Source organism: Pseudoalteromonas sp. 1181_04 (genome assembly GCF_052850545.1).
The window spans coordinates 160,427-184,204 of sequence record NZ_VXCS01000006.1; the positions used below are offsets into that span (position 1 = coordinate 160,427).

A 23,778-nucleotide genomic window follows, 5' to 3' on the forward strand; every position below is an offset into this window, starting at 1 on the left:
ATAGTGAAACTCAATTGAATAGAAAATCACACTTAATCAGCCAAACTGATAAAGAAAGCCATCTCTAATGCTTTTTCTTCCAAGCTTTTAAAACGCCCTGATGCTCCGCCGTGACCGGCATCCATATCGGTTTTAAACACCAAAATATTATCGTCAGTTTTATATTCACGCATTTTAGCCACCCACTTCATCGGCTCCCAATATTGCACTTGTGAATCATGCAAACCGGTAGTCACTAAAATATGTGGGTATGCCTGTGCGGTAATATTGTCATACGGTGAATACTGAGCAATCACATCATAATAGGCAGGGTCATTTGGATTACCCCATTCATCGTATTCATTGGTAGTTAGAGGTATTGACTCATCCAGCATGGTGGTTAGCACATCTAAAAATGGCACATGGCAGCCAATTCCTAAATAAAGCGCTGGCGCTTGGTTAACAACCGCTCCCATTAGTAAGCCACCGGCACTACCGCCTGAAGCAAACACTTTATCTTGCGCACCATAACCTTGCTCAACCAATACTTTGGTTACATCAATAAAGTCGTTAAAGCTATTTTGCTTATGCTGTTTTTTGCCTTGCTCGTACCAATCACGGCCCAACATCTCACTACCACGAACATGTGCTATAGCATACACAAAACCACGATCGAGTAAGCTTAATGAGGTACTCGAAAAGCTCGGATCAATGGTTATGCCATACGCCCCATAACCATATTGAAACAGTGGATTAGTGCCATTTTTAGCAAAACTATCTTTACGATAAACCAGCGACACGGGCACTTTAATACCATCACGCGCTGTTACCATTAATCTTTCAGAGGCATAGTTTTGCGGATCAAAACTGCCTAATACTTGCTGTTGTTTTAATAAAGTTTTATCACCATTATTTAAGTCTACTTCAAATAATGAACCTGGCGTGGTGAGGCTTGAGTAATAAATACGAGCTACGTACGTATCATGCTCAGGATTCATTGCAATGGCAGCATAATAACAAGGATCATCAAATTCTAAGGTCATACGCTGCTGTTGCTTATTAATGACCACAAAGCGTGTTTGTCCTTGCTCGCGCTCAGTAAGCACCAAGAAATCGTCAAACAGCTCTACGCCTTCTAATAAAACGCTATCACGATGAGGGGTATGCTCAAGCCACTGTGTTTTATCTGCAATGGTGCTTGTATTAGCCGTCATTAAACGAAAGTTTTTAGCTTGCCAATTGGTCACGATATAAAACGTATCGCCGAGTTTATCAACATCAAACTCATGCCCTTCTTCGCGTGGCAGTAACTGAGTAAACACTCCTTGCGGCTGATCAGCATCTAGCACCCAAGTATCGTTCGTTTCTGTAGTGGCTAAATCAATAATGATCAGCCCCTCATCACGGCTTTTACCAAGCCCCATAAAAAAGCTTCGATCTTGCTCTTCATATACCAATACATCGTGCGCTTGCTTAGTACCTAATACATGGCGATAAACTTGATAACCTAATAACGTTTTAAGGTCTTTCTTTACGTAAAAAACCGTTTTATTGTCGTTTGCCCAAACGATTTGCCCTTCGGTGTTTTCTAATACATCTTCAAGTAAATCATCGTTATCAATAACTTTAAACTTTACGGTATAGATACGACGACCATCGGTATCTTCAGAGTAAGCCAACAATTGTTCATTAGGACTAATTGCCACCTCGCCTAATTCATAAAATTCAAAACCTTCTGCAAGTATATTTACATCTAACAGTAGCTGCTTATCTGCCGCATCCATCTGACGACTACGGTAATGGCGAGAATATTCATCATCGCCACGTACTTCAGAGTGATACCAATACTGACCATCTTTAACAGGAAAAGTATTATCGTCTTTAACAATACGCCCTTTTAGTTCTTCGAACAGTTGCTTCTGAAAAGACTGAATAGGTGCTAATTGCTGTTCACAATAGTCATTTTCAGCGGCTAAATGTGCCAGCATCGCTGGCTCTGTACGTTCGTCATCACGCATCCAATAATAATCATCAATGCGTATTTTTTGGTGTGTTGTTAACGTGTGCGGCTGTTTACGTGCAACAGGAGCATTAGGAAGTGAAGACAACGATAAGTTTGATAGAGCCACAGAAAAACCAATAAAAAATTTCGATGGCTGGAGTTTAACATAATTTTCAAAAGTGCATAAAAAAGCCCACTCAATGAGTGGGCCGAAAAATGCTAAATAGCATTAAGGGGAAACTTGCTGCCAGGCTAAATCCCAACTTTGTCCCACACCGGGCTCATAAAGTGGATTATTTTCTTCTTTCACATTGCAAAACTGGCTGAAAGGCCAAGGTTTGCATTTATAAATTAAGCCTGTTTTTGGCTGTAACACTTTTACACCCGCATTATAAACACTGCATTTTTCAGGGTAGATATAGTCATATGCAGGCTTAACGGCTTGGTAATCATCACATTTAGCAATACATTGAAAAGTTAATTCCGCACGAGTAATCCCGCAGCCTTCAAGTGCATAAATCTGGTTTGAACGATAAGCTACCACTAAACCTTGCTCAGTCATTCTTCCTGCTTCAACTAGTGGTATATGGGTATTAATATATTCCGCGACAAAACGCGGCCAATTATGTGGCTCACCTTGTTCTTCGGTGATAATTTCATATTGAAATGATAAATCGACTAGCTCTCCTTGCGTGTCATAAAAAGTCACTGTCACCATATCACCCACAAATAATTGGGTATGATGATTTAGACAACCTATTGGCATCCAATTTCCACAGGCCAATGACGTATGCATAAACAAAGCAACACCTTAAGAACATCTAATAGGTACTATCCAGTATTTATTGGATAAAAGAAATACTTTTTAACTATATTGTAGGGCTGATGACACACAGTGAGGCTAATATTACCCTGTGCAACGGCCCCGCTATCTTAGTTTTAGCACACTAAAACCTTAGACCGGAAACTTTGCGTCCTAACCTTTCGATTAGTTTGCCAAAACAGCGTGAGTATAATGTGACATAGCTCAAAGATAAAACTAAAGAATGTAACCGCCAATAAAAAGCAATACTTAGGTATATAAAAATAAAAAAGCCAATACATTACGTATTGGCTTTTAAAGTTCGTAGTAACAAATTGAAACTAACGATCTAACTGCGGCCCTTGTTTACTTTTAAATAAGAGCATAATTTCATTAAATAAAGCTTTAAACACCTTACCTACATCACTCATTATGATATACAAACACGGCACTAATATTAACGTGATTAAGGTTGCAAACATTACTGCAAATCCAAGCGCTACAGCCATAGGTATTACAAATTTAGCCTGTAAGCTGGTTTCAAACATAATCGGCAATACGCCCGCAAATGTAGTAATAGATGTCAGCAATATAGGTCTAAAACGAGCACAACCGGCCTCTATCACCGCATCTTTGATAGCGATACCTTCACGGCGAGCTTGGTTAACAAAGTCGGTCATAACCAGCGAATCATTAATAACTACACCCGCTGCGGCAATGATACCAAAGCCCGACATTAAGGTTAGATCTAAGCCAAACCAATAATGCCCCCATACAGCCCCCGTCAAACTAAACGGGATCACCGACATTACAATCAAAGGTTGCGCATAGCTTTTCAAAGGTACAGCCAACAAGATATATACTAAAATCATGCCACCAAAAAAGAACATTTTTTGCTGATTTGCTTGTGATTGCTGCTCTTCAATAGCACCGCCAAGCTCTGATTTAACGCTTGGGAACTCTTCTTTTAGTTGAGGTAATAGCTTGTCTTTTACTTGTGTAATTACTTCATTTGGCTCGATCACTTCCTCGTCGATATTGCCATAAACATACACAGTACGATAACCACCTTCACGGCGAATATAGCTAATGCCCGGTTTTTCAGTCAGCTCGACCACATCACCAAGTAACACTTCTTTACCTTGCGGTGTGGTGATAACTGCATGCTTGAGCGATGAAAACGCTTCGCGGGTTAGTTTTGGATAACGTACCATCACCCGCACTTCTTCACCACGGCGAATAACACGCTGTGCTTCACCACCGTAAAAACTTGCACCAACTTGGTTTGCTATTGAGGCTAAGTCTAAACCGAGGTCATAAGCCACAGGTTTTAAACTCATTTGCACTTCTTTGCTGGCAGGGTCAATAGTCGAGCTAATATCAAACAAACCGTCTTGTTGTTGCAATAATTGAATAAAACGACGCCCAGCATCATTTAAAGTGTCGATATCTGAGCCATATAATAAGTAACCAAACTCACCATCACCACCACCTTGGGCATTCACATCGTCATAAATAATAAGCGACTTAACACCAGCAATGGTTGGCATCGCTTCACGCCAACGACGAGAAAGTTCAAACGCGTTATAAGGACGTAAATCCTCTTCAACTAATGGTGCAAGTATTTGCGCTTCAGTACGACCTTGGTTAAACACAAGTACATCTCTAATTAGTTTTTGACCATATTCCCGCTCAGTCTCTTTATCAACGGCAATCACCATAGCTTCGATTTCACGAATTGCTTCAATGGTTTGTATATCAGAGACATTATCATTCATCTCTAAGTTGATCTGCGGATAGTCATGCGGGATCTTCGGCATAAAACCAGTACGCACATTGTTTGATGCAATCAAGGCAAAAGTGACGATCAGTAATGAAATAAACGAGAACAGTACCGCCCAACGCCACTCTACACAACGCACTATAAAACGTCGATATGGTCCATTTACAAAACCAAAAAAGCGCTTATTAAAACGTGCTCGCCAGCTATCTGGTTTAATTGGCGGGAAGTTAGTATGGGCAATATGTGCAGGTAGAATAAGCTTTGATTCTATTAAGCTGAATATTAAACACAACATAACCACGACTGCGATCCCAAAAAAGAATGCACTTTCAGGGCCTGTCGATAACGTAAATGGCGCAAATACCGCAACTGTGGTTAACACCCCAAAGGTTGCAGGAGTTGCGACTTTTTTAGCGCCATTAACGACATTAACAACTCCACCGCCTTTTTTCTCTATTTCGGTGTAGGCACTTTCTCCGATGACAATGGCGTCATCCACCACAATCCCTAGCACCATAATAAAGGCAAATAATGACAAGATATTAATGGTTACACCAAACAGCGGCATCATCATCATGGCGCCTAAAAAGCATACCGGCAAGCCAATCATTACCCATAGCGCAAGCTTAAAACGTAAAAACAAAGAAAGCATAATAGCGACTAAAATTGCACCTTGGATCAGGTTATTTACCATCATATCTAAGCGAGCATTTAAGTAATAGGTCATATCCATTAATGGCTCTAAGCGGACACCCGGCGGTAAGTCTTTATTTTTTTGATCAATAAACGCTTTAACTGAATCCGCAACAGGAATAATACTTTGCTCTTCCGTCGCTTTTACTGATAAATAAACGGCATTTTCACCATTGAACTTAAAGTAACGTTCGCCTTCGGTGAATTGGTCCTTAATAATTGCAATATCTTGCAGTAAAACTTTAGCGCCGTTATCACCAATTTTTACTGGTATTTGGCGAAACTCCTCACCTGAATACAGTTGGTTTTCAACTCGAACAGAAATAACCCCAGCATCGGTTTTTAATTGTCCTGCTGAAAAGTTGGCGGAATAACGACGAACAGCATCAGCGACTTCGCTTAAGGTTAAGTTGTAACGACGTAATGTGTCTGGTTCAATCTCAATGGCAATTTCATCCAGTGGTACATCATTGACCACCAGTGATACATTTGATAGCTGTAATAGCTCATCTTCAATGCGGTTAGCTATCGGTTTGAGCTCATTCAGTGGTAGGTCGGCAACTAATGTCATGCCTATTACATCTTGGCGAAACTCTATTTGACTTATGGTGACCGGCTCCATGCCTGCGGGGAAAGTAGCGATACCATCAACCCGCAACTTAATTTTATCCAGTACATCGGTGAGCTCTGCATCAGTATTGATTTCTAACTGGGCGCTGCCGCCATTACGAAATGCGCGATATACACCTTTTTTAATTTCGGTAATATCTTTTAAAGATTCTTCAATCTTAACGAGAATACTTTCTTCCATCTCTTGCGGTGACGCGCCAGGGTAATTCGCATTAATTGTAATGTAATTAATTTCAATGTTCGGGAACATTTGTCGTTGGATAGTTAAAAAACTAATGATCCCCATTACTATAATGAAAACCATCATTAAATTAGCCGCTACAGAGTTATTAGCAAAGTAGGCAATAATACCAGTCTGCTTTTCAACCGTTGAGTCTGGTGTATTTGGTAGTTCAGTGTTACTCATAACGCAGTCTACCCTTTATAGTTTTTCAGTGGTTGCACTATCGAGTGCATCAACTTTTTTAACATCCTGCACACCAGCGATTTTCACTGCCATGCCTTTTTGCGGATACTCTGGTAAGGTAATAACTAATTGATCATCAGCCTCTAAGCCATCACTAATATAAAAGAACTCGCCCTCTTCGCGGATCACTTTCACTTTACGTGGCTCAAGTTGCTGCTCATCATTAACAATCCATACCATTTGGTTATTCACCAGTTCTTGCGGTAAGCGATAGATATTATTAAGCATAGTGCCAGCAAAATTGACTTGTACATAGCTGCCATATTTAATTGCCTGCTGTTTATTAACCAACCCATACGGGTCATCTATACGAACAACTAAGCTACTCATACGAGTTGCACTATCAACAATACCTAAATCACGATCAACCACAGCTTGACGCGTAAACCCATGTAAACCGGTTTTTATTACCGTTGCAGTAATTCCTTTAACTCGCTCAGGTAAAAACACACTGTCAAAGCCAGCGATCGGAATAATCACTTCGGCTGTTTCAATATTATTTAACTCACCGATTTGTGTGCCCATATTTATATACTGGCCTACACCAATATCGCGACTTACAACCAGTGCATCATAAGGAGCTGTTACTTCGCAATTATCTAAATCACGTTGCGCACGCTTTAATCGTGCTTGCGCTGACTTAACCGATGCTTGCGCGCTAAGCACTTGTGGCTCACGTAAAAACAATGCAGTACGCTCTTTACCAGGAAAGCGCTTTACTTCATCCGCCGCAACTTGTGCTTGTGCTTGCTCTTCGATTAACTGTGATTTTGCTTGAGCAAGTTCAGCTTGGGCTTGTAATAGCGCCGCTTCATAGTTATCTTTCTCAATAGTAAATAAGGTTTCGCCACGAGCAACAATACCACCAGCAACAAAGTGAGGATGCCAACTAACAACCTCACCCGACACCTGCGCTGATAAACGCGTGCTTTCAAGTGGCTTAACTTCGCCATAGCTATTAATAATCACTTGATGATCGTTGGCAGCTACAGGCTCAACTTTTACAACCGGCCGAGTGTCAACTATTTCTTTTTTTTCTGGCTCTTGGGCAATCGCATTAATTCCCACAAAGCCAACAATTCCTAAGCCAAGCGCGACAAATGGAAGTGTCCATTTCAATATCGTTGTTCGCATAATCAGTCCCCTAAATATTTTACTAAAGCCATAATAACAGAGCTGAATGAAACATTAACGTGACATTTGTAAGGAACTGTTACAAAACCGTATCAAAAAGATTCAAAGTCCTTATTTAAATAACCTGAGCTTCGGATAATAAATCTATCTCCTGCGGCTGCTGTTATTTTCAAAACCGAACACCTGCGTGTTCAATATCGAACAGCTATCACTTTAGAATCACCATATAAATACTTAACAAACTGAAAATAAACAGTATTCATTTCTGGCATCAAACTTTCATTAACTACACTATCAACCTCGTAGATTTGTAGATTTGTAGATTATGAATATTAATATTGAGAAAACCACAAAACTAAACAAAGTTAAAATAGCCCTCATTGTTGCCGCACTCATACTGCTAGCAAGCATCAGCTATTTTGCGGTGCAACCTGCTGTGCCGCAGCTAAATGCGAGTACGCTCAATGTGGTGACCGTCCAACAAGGTGATATTGATATTATGACGCCTGTGTATGGTCAATATGCATCACGCTATGAGCGCCTAATTAGTGCCCCTGCAGTTAGCTAACACAGCGCATGGCGCGCAAATCACCATTAAACTACCGCAAGGTAGCAATTAAATAGTCATTATAAATATATGGTGCCCTGCATATAGCGCACAGCATGGCCAGTTACAGTAATTGTGTGCGCAGCAACTTCACAATGCAGATGTCCGCCACGGCTAGAAGCTTGATAAGCACTTAACGAGGTTTTACCTAACTCTTTAGCCCAATAAGGCGCAAGACCGGTATGAATTGAGCCGGTAACGTAATCTTCATCACCGCCATTAGCAGGCCAAAAATAACGTGAAATAAAGTCGTATTTTGCGCTTGGTGCGGTTGCAACTACATCTAGCGGAAACAATGTTTTAAGCAGCGCAGAGTCTGTTTTAAGATCTAGCACATCTTGCTCACTATCATAAATAGCAAAGTAAGCTTGTTGGTTTTTCAACACCTTAACGGGTTGTATAGACAAGCCAGCAAATAGCTCAGAGGGTATTTCTGTTGTAACAAAAGGAGTTTGTTTTGGAAAAGTCATGGCAAAGCTGCCATCGCTATTTTTATTAATAACTAACTCACCGTCTGCAGCAGCTTGAAAACGAATTTGCGATATATTGTGCTGTTCGCACAACACAAATGCCGCAGCGAGTGTAGCATGTCCGCAAAAGTCTATTTCCATTAATGGTGAAAACCAACGGATAGCGTAGCTGCCATCAGCTTGACGACAAGTAAACGCGGTTTCGGATACGTTATTTTCTGCGCCAATGTTTAGCATCAGCTCATTATCAAGCCAATTATCTAAATCAATAACCGCTGCATAGTTGCCTTTAAATAATTCGTTAGTAAAAGCGTCTACTTGATGGATAGTCAGTTGCATTCATTTACCTATAATATTTTAATATTTAAGTTCTTTACACGATGACGGCAAAATATCTTTGGGTACGGTGGTTTTATTTTCACCCATTGCTTGCATACCTGCGACTGGCTGATCGTAGCCACATAACCAAGCTATAGGGCTACCCGGACTACCCGTGACCACAGCTGGCCGAAATGTTAATATCGTCCCCTGCAAAGGCACTGACGCTTTATTACCAAGGCTAATATGAATAGCCCCAACATCAACAACAATACCAGTTACTCGATTGCCAATTAAAAACTTACTCGCAGGTATACCGGCTTCCTCATTGTTTGATGGAAATCGTCCTTGCTCTAAATAAAAAGTCGTTACATCTTCTCGTATAACGGCAGCCATTGCTAAGGGGTCTACAAGCTCACTGCGCTGTATATATTTACTGTATTGTGGCAATGCCACAGAAGCTAGAATGCCTATGATAGCAATCACAACCATTAGCTCAATTAGGGTAAATCCTTTATTTTTCATATGATCTCTCCCAATGCGAAGATAGGCCGATAAGCCTCTTTCAAAAATAATGCAATCGCAATAACTAAAGTAATCGTGAAAATAGTAATGAGTTTATTCAAATACCTTTTAGCATCTTGATTAAACACCGCCAGCTTTTGCTTTATTAAAAGCACAAATTCTTTACTAATATCTAAGCCATGTAACTGACAACTTTGTAAATGCTCAACCTCGGGGAAACTAATACTTTCACTTGCCCCGTTTACAGGAAATTCAAGTATTACAATTAGCTCGCTGTGTTGCTGGCGAATTTTTTTGGGGATAATAAAATCGATAAAGCTTGATGATGGTTCTGCTTTTAGTAGATTGCCTATTTGGCTTAGGCGTATAACACTGAGCAAAATTAATGAAAGAAGCATTCCTTGTAGAGATACAAATATATACCAAAATTGTGCCACATCACTAAGCGAGTTATTTAATTGAGCATGATAGTCACTCAATACAGCTGAAAAGGAAGGTATAACAAAAACCTGATAAATCAGACTAATGATAATAAAAACAGTAAAAATAAATACCAGATAGCTTAATCTGCTCCCGTATTTAAAGCCGTTAGTACTAATTGCATTTGGTAATTGTTCATAACATAACGCAAGTCTTTGCTGCTCGTGTTCACAACGGTTATCAATAAGCTGTGCTGATAATTTTGTAGCTAATTGACTACTGTGCTGCCCAGCTTTATAAACCCGTAAATGCTCGGCACTGCTTAGTTGCTTTTTCTGTGCAGGTGTAAGGTTACTTAATGGCGAAAATAATCGACATAAGTAACCTAGTTGATTCCAATTCATACCTTATCCCTTTTATCTCGATAAGGTAATTTGCCATAAAAACAGTAACTTTGGAATCGCTTGTTTTTAAATCAAACAATTCTATATTATTGCAGGGCGCATTTTATAATATTGAATACAACCAAGTTGCGCGGCATTAGTCAGTAAGATCATCACAAATGTTAAAAGATGCGAAGTACTTGGTGCTGCCATCGCTAATTCTGCAAATAAACCACACACACCAGCAATAAACTGTAAGCTAAAATAACGAGCACTTAAGTTGCTTATATCTCCGCTGCGCAGCGTTTTATAGGTTTGCGGCATGACTCGCACCGAACTCATTATTAAGCCAACAAAAGTAAGCCAAGTAAGTACATTAGCAGTCTCTAGCTGTGGGTTTACTAGCAGTAAAAACGGTAATAGTGAAAAACCTAACATAGCGGCCAACTGAGTTCGCTCTCTAGTTTTGGCGTTATATCGAGCAAAATAATACAAGATTAAGCCACTTAAACACCCGGTCACCACAAACGGTAGTACCATGTAGTAACGTTCAAAAAAGAGATTAAATGCAATAAAATAAATACTTTGCGCCACCCCAAAGGTCATCATTAATAATGACAACCCCGATACACTGCGGTTTTTACGAATTTTATTTAGTAATGGTAAAAAGCTAAACACTAAAATAAATGATGATAAAATAGGCAGGTAATGCGCCAAAGTAGACCTCGTTCGTTAGTAATTGATTAATAAGTTAGCAACTTATAAACAAAACAATAAGTCAGTGTAAACCACTGTTTTTATATGCTTTATGTAAGGCGCGGCATTGTAAAGGTCCTATAAAAACAAGCAACCATTTGTACAAAATAAACTCACTACTCCTGCGGCAAGTTAACCTTACAGTTTCCATGTTTCGACTGACACTTTGCCGTTAGTAAGCAAACATCTCATCGCATAGAATTGAAATAACATTGATAATTGTTATCATGCAACAAATTAATTTTGACGACTCTTTGCCTTATGAGAAAAACACTTTTTAAAATACACAGTTGGATTGCGCTTTGTGCTTTGATTCCACTTATTGTGATCAGTCTAACTGGCAGCGTATTAGTGTTTAAAAGTGAAATTGATGGCTTACTCATGCCAGATAGTCACTTTGTCGTTGATAGTCACGCAGAACGCAAACCCATTGATAAATTAATAGCGGTTGCTGAGCATGAATTTCCTAGCTATGTAGTAGGTAGTTGGGAAATATTTAATGATGATACTGCTGATCGGGTTTATTTAATCGAACGCGGTACCGACACTTGGTATAAATTTCATATCAATCAATATTCTGGCGAAATACTCTCGCAGCCAGTTAGCACTAGTCACTACTTCACAGATTGGTTTTTAGAACTGCATTACACATTTTTGCTAAACGATTTAAAAACTCTACCTGGTCAAACAGGCACCGTCCTTGGGTTCTTTTTTGCAATTTTTCTATTTATCCTCGGCGTTACAGGCTTAATAATTTATCGTAAATTTTGGCAACGTTTATTTTCAGTACGCTTCAAGGCGACGCTGCAAATTGTACTAAGCGATATTCATAAAATGACAGGGGTACTTGGCTCACCCATTATTTTAATTTTGGCGATCACTGGCGGCTACTTTAATTGGGCTGTGTGGTATCACGAAGTAGTCGAACACGCAGAAGAACAGCATTTTATACTCACCAAAAACTTACATAGCGATACCATTAACTTTCAAGCCATTCTGGATGATAGCAAAAAACAAATCCCGACATTTAATGGTACTTTTTTAGTTATGCCACTGGAGCCTGACGAAAACATTACGCTATTTGGTGAAGTTGATAGCAACAATCCACTGGCAAGCGAATACGCCAACACCATTACTTATGATAAAAAAACCGGTGAACATATAGCTAACTGGGATATTCGCGAAGTCGGCATTGGTTGGAAAGTAATTGATAGCTTTAGAAAATTACACTTTGGTTATTTTGCCGGTTTACTCAGTAAAATCTTATGGTGCGTGATTGGCCTAAGCCCAGTATGGCTTGCAGGCACTGGTTTTTACTTGTGGCTTAGCCGCCGTAACCGTAAAAAACAATCACAAAGAAATCGCGAGCAAAGGCGAACAGCGACAGCATTTAATACTTGATTAAATTTTTACCTCAGCGTACCTTTATCTAAACGCTGAGGTAACTATGAAACTTTACTTTTCTTTATTATTAATATGTTTATTAACAGCTTGTAAAAGCACAGAACAGCAGAGTACGGTTGCGCCAACACTAACTAGTTTACTAAATCACACTCTCTTTGAGTTACAGCAAGTCCCTTCAGAACAAGTTATTTTTCAACTGCCCAACGATGAAGCTAAGATCTTTCTATCTTATGTCGAGAATCAACGCCAAGACGGTTTAACTGACGATATTATTCTTTATAACTACATTGAACGCAGCTTTAGTAATTTTAGCTATCATGGCGATACCCTCACAGCAGAGCAAACCCTCGAGTTATCTCATGGTAACTGTATAAGTCTGGCAATATTAACCCAAGCCTATGCAAACTTAATTGATCTGGAAACTGGTTTTCAAGAAATGACAAGCCAGCCTGTTTACGCCAAAGAAGGCAATCTGGTATTTATTGCTAACCATTTTCGTACTAAGTTATATAGCCCTTTCACTGAAGATGACGATCAAATTACTTTTATTCGACCAGGAGTACTTATTGACTATTTTCCTTCGCGAGGAAGTTTTTATGTTGGCAGTGCTAGTTATGAGGATCTCATTGCCAAATATTATAGTAATTTAGCGGCTGATGCTTTACTAGAAAGTGATTATAATCAAGTGTATAGCTTGTTAATTAAGGCTAATCAGTACGCCCCAAATGATGCTGAGTTATTCAATCTTGCGGCTATATTACATCGTCGAATTAACGATAAAACAACCAGTCAATTAATTTACCAAACAGCGCTTGATCAGCAATTACAAAGTTTAAACTTACTAAGCAATTACAAAGTACTCGCAGAAGATATTGGCAATGAAATGTTAGTTGAACAAATTAATTCATTGTTAGGTGCTCAAGAAAAAGATCCTTATGAATTAATTGCTCTTGGTGAAACAGAAGCATTGAGTGGGCGCTTAATGAGCGCTAAAAAACACATAGATGAAGCAATAAACAAGGCACCTTATTTGGCTGATCCCTATGTAGCTCTTGCAAAAATCCGTTATCAGCAAGGTAATTTAAATGACGCTCATAAATTACTCAAACAAGCTATGGATCTCGAAAGAGATCATCAACAACGTAGTATTTATGCGGCAAAGCTTGCCGCTATAAGAAGTCACCAATAACCGCCTTGAGTGAAAAGACTCAAGGCGTAAGCGTTTACAACGAATAATAAAACCCGAGCCAGCCTCTAAGCTCATCATCAAAGCTGTCGCCTTCGACTCTGACTAGGCCAAAATCAAGTTTCACATCATTGAGGCCTGCAGGGCCTAAGCCAAAACTAAAGGGGCCTTGCCATTTCACACCATAGCTTTGCCCGTATACCTGTTGGTCAATCTGATGCTGTTGATAGTACAACCATGGCATGCCTTCTGCCCAGCTAATACCTCCACCATAACCTTGATAGCGTTTGCCAATAGCGCTGTAAAAGGGCAGTTCAGGTGCAAAAACAAGGTCACTGCGAATATTTTTTGATAACAACGAAGAGCTAAAACCACCTAATCGCAACTCACTATCATCTCTATATTGCTGGCTATAATTAGCATACATCGGGATTGCCAGCGCTTTACCAAATAGCTGCGCAGCAACATCATAGCCCTGCCAATTCTGCGTGTCGCTATCGCCACTATACCAACGCGCATCAATCGCTTGGCCAATGGCATAATCTTGTCTGTCATAGCTCCAAGATTGCTTCAAGCCGACTCTAAGCCACTGTGAACTCTGCTCTTGCTTGATATTTGCATCATCTATCTCTGAGTAGTTATAAGCCAGTTCTGGCTGTACTTTAAACTCTCCAAAGCTCAGTGGCAGGCTGGCAGCAATATAGCCGCCTTGCACTGACTGATCAGCCAACAGGCCATGCTGATATTGCTTGCTAGCATTCAAATCATAAGAAAATAACTGGCTGTCAAACTTGATTGCAAGCGCACTGTAACGTGCTTGGGCATAAATGCCTTGCAGTGCAGTGTCATGTAAATCAACACTGTAGCCCAGCTGCCAATCTAATTGCTTGAGTAAATCGCTGCCTTTAATACTCGCTGAAAATAATGCCGCAGAGGCTGAATGATATTGTTCACCTAACGCAAAAGTGGCTTTTTGCTGCCAAATATCGTAGTGCGTTTGCTCACCAATGGGTTGTTGATATATTTGAGCTTTTGGCAAGGTGTGCTCATTCACAAGCAACAAAGGCGCAATACTGTTAGTTGCAAAATCGGTGATTTCTTCTTCGTTATTATTTACCTGTAGCTGCATAATGTCAGGGCCATCACTACTGATTGAAAAATACAGTAAATCCCCGTCAGATAATGCGAGTGGATTAGCAACCGCTTGTTGGCCTTGAGTCAGCTTGAACAAACGTTGTGTAGTTAAATCATAACGGTAGATATCCGTTGCCTGAGCTAATCCTGCAACAAAATAAAGCTGCTTGCCATCCGCACTCCAACTTGGTTGTGATAAGTATTGATATCCCTTAGGCATTGGTACAGCAATTGATTTTTGTCCATCAATATCTTGTATATACAATTGCCAATTATGATTAAACTCAGTTTTAAGAAAGGCGAGTTGCTGTTGATCGGGGCTAACTACAGGATAATCGTAAACCGTTGCTAGACTTTTTTCGAATAATGGTTGAGCTTGACCGGTTTGTAAATCAACTCGCACTAACTCTGAGTAACCCCCTTTAACCTGTTCTCCATAAAGTGTTTGCCCATTATCTGCAATACTAAAGCGCCGCAGGCCAGCTAAATCAGTTAGTTTGGTAACTTCACCGGTTTGCGTATCCCAGCTAAATATATCTGATATACGCTGATTATCAATATTATCTACGTTGCTGTAGGCTGAAAAATACAACACGTCGTCATTTAGCCATTGTGGGTTTTGAATACCCGCACGATTGATTTGATTCAAGACTTGCTTTTGCTTACGTTGAAACACCTTGGGTGGTTTATCAGCAACATCTTTAGGATCATCAGCGAGTAGCTCTTGTTGCTCTTGGTTAAACTCTTCTGCAGCTTTGAGGTTATCCTCAGTACTGTAGAGTTTTAACTGAGTCTTGCCGTCTTGATCACGCTCCACCACTGCAAGTTGCTCGCTATTTGGTGATAAAGCAGGACCACTAGCATAGTGATCTAACGCCAACCAAAGCTCACTAGTAAGTGACTGTTCACTTCTTTCTTTACTCATTGCTTGATAGGTATACTCAGCAATAAAACGTCGATACAACTTACTCGCAGAGTCACCAAAGACCCCTTCGAATGCGTCATCAAATTCGCGTTGCTTAACCCCTTGCATACGCGTCCAAACAGCATCAAGGGTTTGCTCTGAATAGTTTTTCTCTAGCCAAGCTAAAAATCGGGCGCCCATTAAATACGCCATAGAGCCAGCCATAAAGCCACCATCTGTACTATTCAACTGATCATAGCGGGGCAATGCACCTTGCTGAGCAAATTCGATTAAAATCGCCTCGCTGTAGTTATCAAATAACCGACCACGCCCCGTCATTTTCGATTCAAGTAATGTTGCGTAACCCTCTGCCACCCAGCGAGGCATCTCGCTGTGTGTTATATCGTATAAATCCCAAATATTCCTGAGCTCTTGACGCCATTTACTGCGGGTAGGTTGTGCTAAATGCACTAGATGAATATATTCGTGCAGTACCAGTAATTGCTGCCAACCACTATTATTTGAGATCACTGTATCTGACTGCGGTGGTGTAGTAAAAAGCGCCATCAATGGCTTATTTGAAACCGGTAATGCAAAACCATTAGCGGCATTGAGTGGATCAAACACCACCACATCAACCGCCTCATCTAAAGCACGATTTTGTTGCTCAAGCACTTTGCTGCGGACGATTTCTAATTCATTGGCCGCAGAGCGTGCCCAATCTGCATTTTCTTGACTGTAATGAACATTAAAGTGTTCGGTATGAATAGTTTGCCATTGCACGGCGGCCTGTGTATGTGTGGCTAATAATAACGAAGTAGCGAGTAAGGTTTTTTTCATCATGTTCCCTGATCTCTTATTTTAAATCCATTATTGTCATAACTTAGCCTAAAAAGAGAGCATAAAAATGTAAGAAAACGTGAGTTACCGCTATTACGCTTTATCGCCTAATAAAATACCATACTAAGAACTTGAAAGCGGTGAATTACATCCAACTTCGTTGATCAGATTCAGCTTGGCAGAGAATAAAGTCGATAATTTCATCGGCTTGCTCTGCTTTGATATAAGGCATAGTCGCTGTGCCCGCAGCGAGTTGTATAGACAAGCTCTTCAAACCACTTTTTCGCATAAAATAAGTGCTTACTGCGCGCGTGCTTTGCGCTTTATATAGTTCAAACACTCGATAATGCACACTTATCATGCCACTGCGAAACACTGCGTAATATCGCCCTTGATATTGATAAAAATAATAACCGTATCGTCGATATGATAAGTACACCAAGGAACTTAGTAATACAGCACAAAGCAGGCCATATACCGGGCTGTAACCTTGTCCTGCATAGCCCATAAATGCAATTAAAGCGCTCGGTAACAAAGCATAAAAGCATAGATTTTTGATCAGTAACGCTTTTTCGACACCTTTAAAGTTGAGTGCTCTAAAATCATCACTGGTTAAATTAAGCCAAGGATGTACCCACTGACAAACTTGTTTTACTTGCTCAAGTGAAAGCACTGGCATCACTAAGCTTTGTTTGCTCTTTGCGCCCGCGCTAAAGCCGCCGCTGGTTGCTTGCAAGCACTGCACGGTATAACGTTTAAGTAGTCGTGCAATTAGGTTTTGCTTAATCAGCAGAGATTGTACTTTATCAAGACTCACCGACAACTGATGACGCTCTAATAATCCAGCAATGCGTTTAAATTTTCCGGCCTGAAAGTAAAGCTGAAAATTATAAAAGCGGATTAATGACATTAATACCGATAATAAAACGGCAACCAACACAACAAGCACAAGTATTGAAAACACAGCGAGTGCTGCAGCATCAACCAACACGCCCACTTCTTGCTGATAGAATGATTCTAGGCGATTGATCACCGCTTTTTCTAAAAACTCCAGCACAACATTCATAAAAGGTGCAAGCGCTGCTAATGCCAAAATAGCCATATTCGACATCAAGCCAAATTTTGCAACTTCTTTATTGCTCAGCACCAAACATTGTTGTGGTTCGTTGGTATGTGTATCTTCAGGTTGCTGCTTAGCTGCAGTTTGTTGTTGGGTTTCTTTATAAGCCAATACTCGCTCGCGCATTTGCTCTGCATATAGCGATGTAACCCCGGGTAATACAGCCTCTTGGCTAGTGCTGCCAGCGGCATCAAAAATACAGTTAACCAAACCCAGAGGCTTAAAATAAAACGGTTCGGCAATATTAACATTCTGCACTCGCAAAAAGTTCAAGGTTAAACGCTCTTTTTTAAACACCCCTTTATTAAGTAATATTTCATGCTCATCAGTAATGCAAAAGCGAAAATTAATATAGTAAAAAAATGAATAAATTAACAAGCTAATAATCGCTACCGCTAATGCAACTTGCCCCCAAAACCACTTATTTTCAACTTGCGTAACAAACACAACCATAATAGGTAGTAAGTTAAATACACCGTCTTTGACAAATCGGAAAGCAAAATGCACGATAAAATAAACCAGTGACCAAGACGAAACACGCTGCCATTTCAAATTATCCATTTAACGACTCATCAGTAGCTAATACACTATCACCGGCTTGATTGCTGGTATTGTTAGATACTTGTTTTGCTTCAGTGTACTTTTGAATATACTGACGGATATTTTTACAATCATCATGACTTAAGCCACTAATGTTGAGATCGGCGCTCATTCCGCCAGCACTATACAAACGCAAGCTAGCCAAGCCCAGTTTTCGCTCCAAAGGGCCACGATGTATTTCTGTGTGCTGCACTCGTGAGAAAGGTAAAATCGTCACCTGCTGCCAAATAACGCCTTTGCGATAAGCTATATCATGCTCACGCATAGCAATTCCTTTAAGTCGCATACTGACAACGTTATAAGCTAGCGATAAAGCTAAAATAATTGGTAAACCAATCAGTAAGCTCGTTTGTGCCAGTGCTGCAAACTCCTGATTAAAAAAGCAAACAGCGCCTAATATTGCAGTTAATGGTAGATAAAACAGCAGCCAGTTAAGCTGAGCGTGCAGCAACGCTTTATCTGCCAGTGGCTTATATACTATTTGTTGATGTTGGGGTAAGACGTCCAGTTGGTGGTTTTCGAACACTTTTTTTCCTTAACAAGCCAACGATTTGATACGTTGGCTTTGATTTATAGCAAAGTTGCGGCCCTATATTACACCCAGCGAATGGTCGTCGCTAAGGTATGACTTTCGCCTGGCGCTACAATCGCACTATCATCCATTACATTTGCCGCTTCAAGGCACAACATTGTATGGTATTCATCATCAGCAAAATTAGATAAACGCTTAGACTTATCAATCCACGGGTTCCACAGCACACAAGAGCTGGAGTTTTCACGGCCGACTTCAATAATTCCATCCGGGGTAATAATACGCTGGATAACTGCGGCTTGGGTATAAACCATATCTGTTTCACGAGCAAAACCAACCAGTCCATCTTGATCAAACGGGCCTTCGCTAAACTCAATATATTTGGAACCTTGCAGCCCATCCACTTGAGTTTCTTCAATAGCAGGGGTTGGAAAATAAGTGTGCAGCGCTTGCGTGAAAGTAATAGTTTGGTTACTTAAATTAGTGGTTGTTAAACGCACTTCAAGCTGATTAGTTAGTATAAATTCAACCTTTAGCTTTGATTTGTGTGGCCAGTAGGTTTCATCAACTTGTGCCATTGGCAAGGTTAAGCTAACTCGAATTTCATCGTCTTGCTCTGCAACTTCATCTGCTCGCCATAAGCTCGTACGTGCTACACCGTGAATTGGCCACTCAGGATTTGGATTGACACCAAACCATGGCCAACAAATAGGAATGCCACCACGTATACTTTTACCTTCTTGGTAATCTTCTTCGCTTGATACCCAAATTAATGGCTTTTTGCCACTTGGCGTGAATTCAGTGAGTTGTGCACCTTGTAGAAAAATTTTAGCGCTACAAAGCTCGCTTGCAACATTGATATATTCTAAACCAGTGTCAGTTTGTTCGATGCTTACAGATGGAGATAACTTCATTATACGTCCCATAAAAATGAAAAACCTATCTCACCTTACCCAATCCCCAACCAATTAGTAAATATTATTTAGTGAGTTTTTATGTCAAATTTACAATTTTTCACTCTGTCATGACTTATAGGTAAGCTCAGCACCAAAAACGTTTAATTAAATAATATGCAAATGAACTAAATTTAATTTCAACTCAAAACAAATAAAAAACAGCCACAGATCTGTGTAAAGCCAATAATACAGTATAAATCGACCTTATCTATTTGAACTCTATTTATTAGATGTGTAATATTTATTGATTGCGCGAGCGCCTTGACCGCAAACCATCTGCGAATGAGATAAAAATGAAAAAATATGACGAATTATTGGTTTCTTTACGTAAAGTGATCCGCGCGATCGACCTCCATTCTAAGCAGTTAAATAAAATCTCCGGCCTTACCGGTCCGCAGCTATTAATTATGACTGAAGTAGCACAAACTGATGGTATTACAGCCAGTCGCATTGCCCAAAATGTAAACCTGAGTCCTGCAACTGTAACTAATATCTTGGATCGCTTAGAAAACCGCGATTTAGTGACGCGTGTTCGCAGCCAATTAGACAAACGTCGAGTGAGTCTTTACCTCACTGCAAATGGTCAAACGATTCTGCAAGCAGCACCACAACCGTTACAAGAACACTTTATTGAAAAGTTCTCAGCCTTAGACGAGTGGGAACAAAGCCAGCTACTATCATCAATGCAGCGTATTGCTACTATGATGGATGCTCAAAGTATAGATGCAGCTCCTTTATTAGAAGTTGGTGTGCTGACCCGCGCCGCTGAAGGCAAACCCACCGAATAAATAGTTTATAAAATCATATTAAACAAATGATTACCCTAGAACGCATGGTTAGTTAACTTGGGTTAAAGGTACAATTAGTCTATTCTATACAGACCTATATCAAGAATAGCGATTTATCATGCTTAAACTATCAAAGTTAGCTTTCGCGACTATGCTAGGCGCAACAAGCAGCGCCTCATATGCTTCAGACATTGATGCTATGCAAGCTCAACTTTCTCAACTCCAACAACAGATGCAGCAACTGCAACAGCAGCTTGCGGCTGAAAAAGCAAAACAAGCTAAAGTTAATCAACAGCTTGAAGAACAGACCAAGACTATCGCAAAGCAAACTCAAGATAATACCGAAACAGCCCTATCCGGAGTTAAATTTGGTGGTGCAATTCGTACTAACTACAGTCACACCTCATATGATGACGGCAATAAAAACCGTGGTGGCGATTTTGATTTTGATATTTTCCGTTTAAATGTTTCTGGCGATATTGGTGGAGTCCTGATCGGCGGAGAGATCCGCTTTTTTGATTACATGACCGCAATAAAATCAGCATGGGCAGGCTATCAATTTACTGACGACTGGCAAGTGCAAGTAGGTATCACAAAAGTGCCGTTTGGTAATGATCCTTATAACTCCCATAACTATTTCTTTAGTGCAAACTACTACGTTGGTTTAGAAGACGATCATGATTTAGGCGTGATGTTTAAACGTAAAGTAGCTGATAACTGGCAGCTCGATTTAGGTTTTTTCAAAAATGACGAACTCGGTGGTGTCGATGGTTATGTTGAAGATCGCAGCCATCGCTATTCGTACGATATTGTTGGTAGTCGCACCGTCGACGAGGGTATTTATGCCGAACCGAGCAAAGGGCTTGGTGAGTATAATACCTTTGCCGGCCGCTACGCCTATTACTTTGAACACGGCAAAGGCATGACCACAGAAGTCGGAATATCAGGCTTGGCCGGTGGCTTACATGACGGCCAAGACCGCGCAGGAAGTTACAACGCATGGGCACTGCATGTAAACAGCGTTATCAATAATTGGAATATTCAGCTACAGCATGGCGAATATGACTACAATATCGATGACACTAATCGTATCGCGGTTGGCGCATATGGGTTTTATGACTCTATTGCGACCGATGCAACCACCAGTAGCTTTAATGTCGCTTACAGCGTACCGGTTGAATGGGGTCCAGTAAGCAACCTGCAATTTTATAATGATTACAGCGCGATCTATAACAAGTCTGATGACACTGCCGATACTTGGATGAATGTTACCGGGGTATCCGTCGCGGCTGGCGGCTTGTTCACTTACTTTGATTTAGTTCATGCCCGCAATCAAGCATTTGTAGGTGGCTCTGTTGCCGGTGATAGTAATGAAACCGAGCGTCGATTTAATATTAATATTGGCTATTACTTTTAATCTTTAAAATCAGCCTGTAATTAGGGGGGTTAGTCTTAAGAGGTTACCCCCTCATAAACTCATCCGTCATAACGCTGTAAGCAATGACTGCAAGCAATTACATTCCCATCAGCTCATAATAGGATATAAAAAGAACAGCGACATCAGGTTGAATCGCAAGCTGAGGCGCTGAACGTGGCAGAGTATAACGTCATCGAGTACAATTAATTGACAATGCTGAGTAAACGAGCAGCATATCGTTTAACGTTGCTTGCCAAGCATTTAGCCGTTTTCAACTTTATCAGGCACAAGTCTATTCATGAATTTAAAAGTAATTTTAGCCACTTATAAAAATATTGGCTATCAACTATTAGGACTAGCCTTGGTTGGGCTGGGAATTATAGGTATTGTTTTACCTGTGATGCCCACCACTATTTTTTTCATTTTGGCATTAGCGTGCTTTACTCGCTCGTCCCCAAAACTCGCTGCTTGGTTACTCAATCATCCTCGTTATGGCGTAACCTTACGCCATTGGCAAAAGTACAAAGTAGTACCCGTAAAGGCAAAGTGGTTTGCGGGTATTGGTATGTCACTTGGCTTTATTATATTGCTGCTTTGTGCACCGCCGTGGTGGGTTTTACTGCTGGTAGCCTGCATCGAAATAGCGGTTATGATTTATTTACTCTCTCGCCCTTCAAAATACCTACCAATGTAAATTTCGTAAATAATGTTGTGATAACTAATGCAAATCATTACCATGTAGATAATATTGCTTAACTACTAAATTATTTATGCCGTTAATAAATAAACGAACTTTATATAGTACCAGTCGTGCGTTGCATATTTATCTATCAACAGCATTGCTGTTTTTGCTTATTTTATTTGCTGTCAGTGGGATTGTACTTAATCATGTTGATTGGCTAGAAGGCGATAAAAGTGATGGGCAACTAACCACATCACTCCCAAGTGCATTACTTGAGCAGGGCCAAGAAAACCTAGCAACCTTACCCATTTTATACCCTGAAATAGAAGCTTACTTAGCCAACCAATATGGCTTAACTAAAGTAAAAAGTATCGACTGGGAAAAAGAAGATGCACTCGTGATGCTCGACTACCCACTGCCTGCAGGTTTTGCCTTCGCAGAACTTAATTTCATCAGTGGCGAACTGAATCTCGAATATCAAACTGGCGGCTTTTTAAGCTTAATTGGCGATTTACATAAAGGCCGTCATAGCGGCGAAGCATGGAGCTGGGTGATTGATATATCAGCCGTGTTAATGATTTTTTTTGCTATCACCGGGATGATTATTTTATTTCAAAATAGAAAAAAACGCTTAGTAGGAATATGGCTAACAGTGCTTGGGGTCGCAACACCAGCAGTCATTTATTTATGCTGGGTTCCGCAACTAAAAGGAGTGTCTTAATGCTAAAACTTAATACCTTAATAAGCGCTGTTGTTTTATTTACAGCAGCTTTGTTTCAACCTCATGCGAATGCCGCTGAACTTGAAATAGAACTAACCCTACCTGATCTAGACGTACAACCTTACCATCGACCTTATGTCGCGGTTTGGCTAGAAACCCCAGAGCGTAAGCATGTAACCACGGTTGCCTTATGGGTTGAAAAAGCAGAATGGTTTAAAGACTTACGCCAGTGGTGGCGTAAAGCCGGAAAAAGTGACGCTAACTTTGATGGTGTAACAGGTGCAACAAAGCGCCCAGGTACTTACACCATTAACTGGAATGGCACAGATCTAGATGGCAAAGCCGTAACTGCAGGCAAGTATTTACTTAATTTAGAAGTCGTTCGCGAAGAAGGTGGCCGTGATTACACCCGTGTAGAACTTGATCTAAATAAAGACGGCAAGATCACCATCGATGGCACCAATGAATTTTCACAAAGCTTCGTCACCATTAAAAGTCAGTAAATGTAGCTGCTAAAACAATTTAA

At 40.3% G+C, this 23,778-nt stretch carries 20 protein-coding genes and 1 riboswitch; of the genes, 8 read left to right on the forward strand and 12 right to left on the reverse strand.

Features of this window, described 5'->3' with window-relative positions; genetic code table 11:
* Nucleotides 1-32 precede the first annotated feature (32 nt).
* The 4 genes from FW757_RS06750 to FW757_RS06765 form a co-directional block, all read right to left on the reverse strand.
* On the reverse strand, nt 33-2,108 hold the full coding sequence (locus FW757_RS06750; RefSeq protein ID WP_182739461.1) for a S9 family peptidase: 2,076 nt from the start codon (nt 2,106-2,108) through the stop codon (nt 33-35).
* Nucleotides 2,109-2,210: 102 nt separating this feature from the next.
* Nucleotides 2,211-2,777 carry a chitin-binding protein gene (locus FW757_RS06755; RefSeq protein ID WP_182761804.1) on the reverse strand — a complete coding sequence of 189 codons (567 nt, stop codon included), beginning with the start codon at nt 2,775-2,777 and terminating at the stop codon, nt 2,211-2,213.
* Between the two features lie 119 nt (nt 2,778-2,896).
* Nucleotides 2,897-2,989, reverse strand: a riboswitch (cyclic di-GMP riboswitch).
* Nucleotides 2,990-3,124: 135 nt separating this feature from the next.
* Nucleotides 3,125-6,295, reverse strand: a complete 3,171-nt coding sequence (locus FW757_RS06760; protein ID WP_149982252.1) for an efflux RND transporter permease subunit — start codon at nt 6,293-6,295, stop codon at nt 3,125-3,127.
* Nucleotides 6,296-6,310: 15 nt separating this feature from the next.
* Nucleotides 6,311-7,489: an efflux RND transporter periplasmic adaptor subunit gene (locus FW757_RS06765; RefSeq protein WP_149982253.1), complete on the reverse strand. Its 1,179-nt coding sequence runs from the start codon at nt 7,487-7,489 to the stop codon at nt 6,311-6,313.
* 325 nt (nt 7,490-7,814) lie between these two features.
* Between FW757_RS06765 and FW757_RS06770 the strand changes: the two genes are divergently transcribed.
* Entirely contained in the window at nt 7,815-8,057 is a 243-nt protein-coding gene (locus FW757_RS06770) for a hypothetical protein (protein ID WP_182717521.1), read from the forward strand.
* Nucleotides 8,058-8,116: 59 nt separating this feature from the next.
* Here FW757_RS06770 and FW757_RS06775 read toward each other — a convergent pair whose 3' ends face one another.
* The 4 genes from FW757_RS06775 to FW757_RS06790 all read right to left on the reverse strand — a co-directional run bounded on the left by FW757_RS06775 (nt 8,117) and on the right by FW757_RS06790 (nt 10,929).
* Nucleotides 8,117-8,905, reverse strand: a complete 789-nt coding sequence (locus FW757_RS06775) for a PhzF family phenazine biosynthesis protein (RefSeq protein ID WP_446441029.1) — start codon at nt 8,903-8,905, stop codon at nt 8,117-8,119.
* An 18-nt stretch (nt 8,906-8,923) separates the two neighbouring features.
* A complete protein-coding gene (locus tag FW757_RS06780) occupies nt 8,924-9,409 on the reverse strand; it encodes a pilin (protein WP_182717523.1) in 486 nt (161 codons plus the stop codon).
* Complete coding sequence (locus FW757_RS06785; protein WP_149982257.1) at nt 9,406-10,233, reverse strand: hypothetical protein; 828 nt, start codon at nt 10,231-10,233, stop codon at nt 9,406-9,408. Before FW757_RS06785 ends, FW757_RS06780 begins: the two co-directional genes overlap by 4 nt.
* Nucleotides 10,234-10,314: 81 nt before the next feature.
* Nucleotides 10,315-10,929, reverse strand: coding sequence for a PQ-loop repeat-containing protein (locus FW757_RS06790; protein WP_149982258.1), 615 nt, complete (start codon nt 10,927-10,929; stop codon nt 10,315-10,317).
* 300 nt (nt 10,930-11,229) lie between these two features.
* Between FW757_RS06790 and FW757_RS06795 the strand changes: the two genes are divergently transcribed.
* Entirely contained in the window at nt 11,230-12,369 is a 1,140-nt protein-coding gene (locus FW757_RS06795) for a PepSY-associated TM helix domain-containing protein (RefSeq protein ID WP_182767417.1), read from the forward strand.
* 46 nt (nt 12,370-12,415) lie between these two features.
* Nucleotides 12,416-13,561, forward strand: a complete 1,146-nt coding sequence (locus FW757_RS06800) for a tetratricopeptide repeat protein (RefSeq protein WP_182730693.1) — start codon at nt 12,416-12,418, stop codon at nt 13,559-13,561.
* A gap of 34 nt (nt 13,562-13,595) precedes the next feature.
* On the opposite strand, the gene FW757_RS06805 is transcribed toward FW757_RS06800, so the two are convergent.
* From FW757_RS06805 to FW757_RS06820, 4 genes are all read right to left on the reverse strand, one after another.
* Nucleotides 13,596-16,436: a TolB family protein gene (locus FW757_RS06805; protein ID WP_446441044.1), complete on the reverse strand. Its 2,841-nt coding sequence runs from the start codon at nt 16,434-16,436 to the stop codon at nt 13,596-13,598.
* A 145-nt stretch (nt 16,437-16,581) separates the two neighbouring features.
* Nucleotides 16,582-18,117, reverse strand: a complete 1,536-nt coding sequence (locus FW757_RS06810) for a PH domain-containing protein (RefSeq protein WP_446441030.1) — start codon at nt 18,115-18,117, stop codon at nt 16,582-16,584.
* Nucleotides 18,110-18,682: a PH domain-containing protein gene (locus FW757_RS06815; RefSeq protein WP_182739466.1), complete on the reverse strand. Its 573-nt coding sequence runs from the start codon at nt 18,680-18,682 to the stop codon at nt 18,110-18,112. The genes FW757_RS06810 and FW757_RS06815 overlap by 8 nt, the downstream gene beginning before the upstream one ends.
* A 68-nt stretch (nt 18,683-18,750) precedes the next feature.
* Nucleotides 18,751-19,602, reverse strand: coding sequence for a D-hexose-6-phosphate mutarotase (locus tag FW757_RS06820; protein WP_182739467.1), 852 nt, complete (start codon nt 19,600-19,602; stop codon nt 18,751-18,753).
* Nucleotides 19,603-19,937: 335 nt separating this feature from the next.
* Between FW757_RS06820 and FW757_RS06825 the strand changes: the two genes are divergently transcribed.
* The 5 genes from FW757_RS06825 to FW757_RS06845 all read left to right on the forward strand — a co-directional run bounded on the left by FW757_RS06825 (nt 19,938) and on the right by FW757_RS06845 (nt 23,755).
* The gene (locus FW757_RS06825; RefSeq protein WP_145240209.1) at nt 19,938-20,432 is read left to right on the forward strand and encodes a MarR family winged helix-turn-helix transcriptional regulator; all 495 of its coding nucleotides are present in this window, start codon (nt 19,938-19,940) and stop codon (nt 20,430-20,432) included.
* Nucleotides 20,433-20,550: 118 nt separating this feature from the next.
* A complete protein-coding gene (locus tag FW757_RS06830) occupies nt 20,551-21,849 on the forward strand; it encodes a porin (RefSeq protein ID WP_145240207.1) in 1,299 nt (432 codons plus the stop codon).
* A gap of 298 nt (nt 21,850-22,147) precedes the next feature.
* On the forward strand, nt 22,148-22,543 hold the full coding sequence (locus FW757_RS06835) for a YbaN family protein (protein ID WP_446441031.1): 396 nt from the start codon (nt 22,148-22,150) through the stop codon (nt 22,541-22,543).
* Nucleotides 22,544-22,619: 76 nt separating this feature from the next.
* The gene (locus FW757_RS06840; protein WP_149982265.1) at nt 22,620-23,252 is read left to right on the forward strand and encodes a PepSY-associated TM helix domain-containing protein; all 633 of its coding nucleotides are present in this window, start codon (nt 22,620-22,622) and stop codon (nt 23,250-23,252) included.
* Complete coding sequence (locus tag FW757_RS06845; protein WP_182735003.1) at nt 23,252-23,755, forward strand: DUF2271 domain-containing protein; 504 nt, start codon at nt 23,252-23,254, stop codon at nt 23,753-23,755. The genes FW757_RS06840 and FW757_RS06845 overlap by 1 nt, the downstream gene beginning before the upstream one ends.
* The last annotated feature ends 23 nt before the right edge of the window (nt 23,756-23,778 follow it).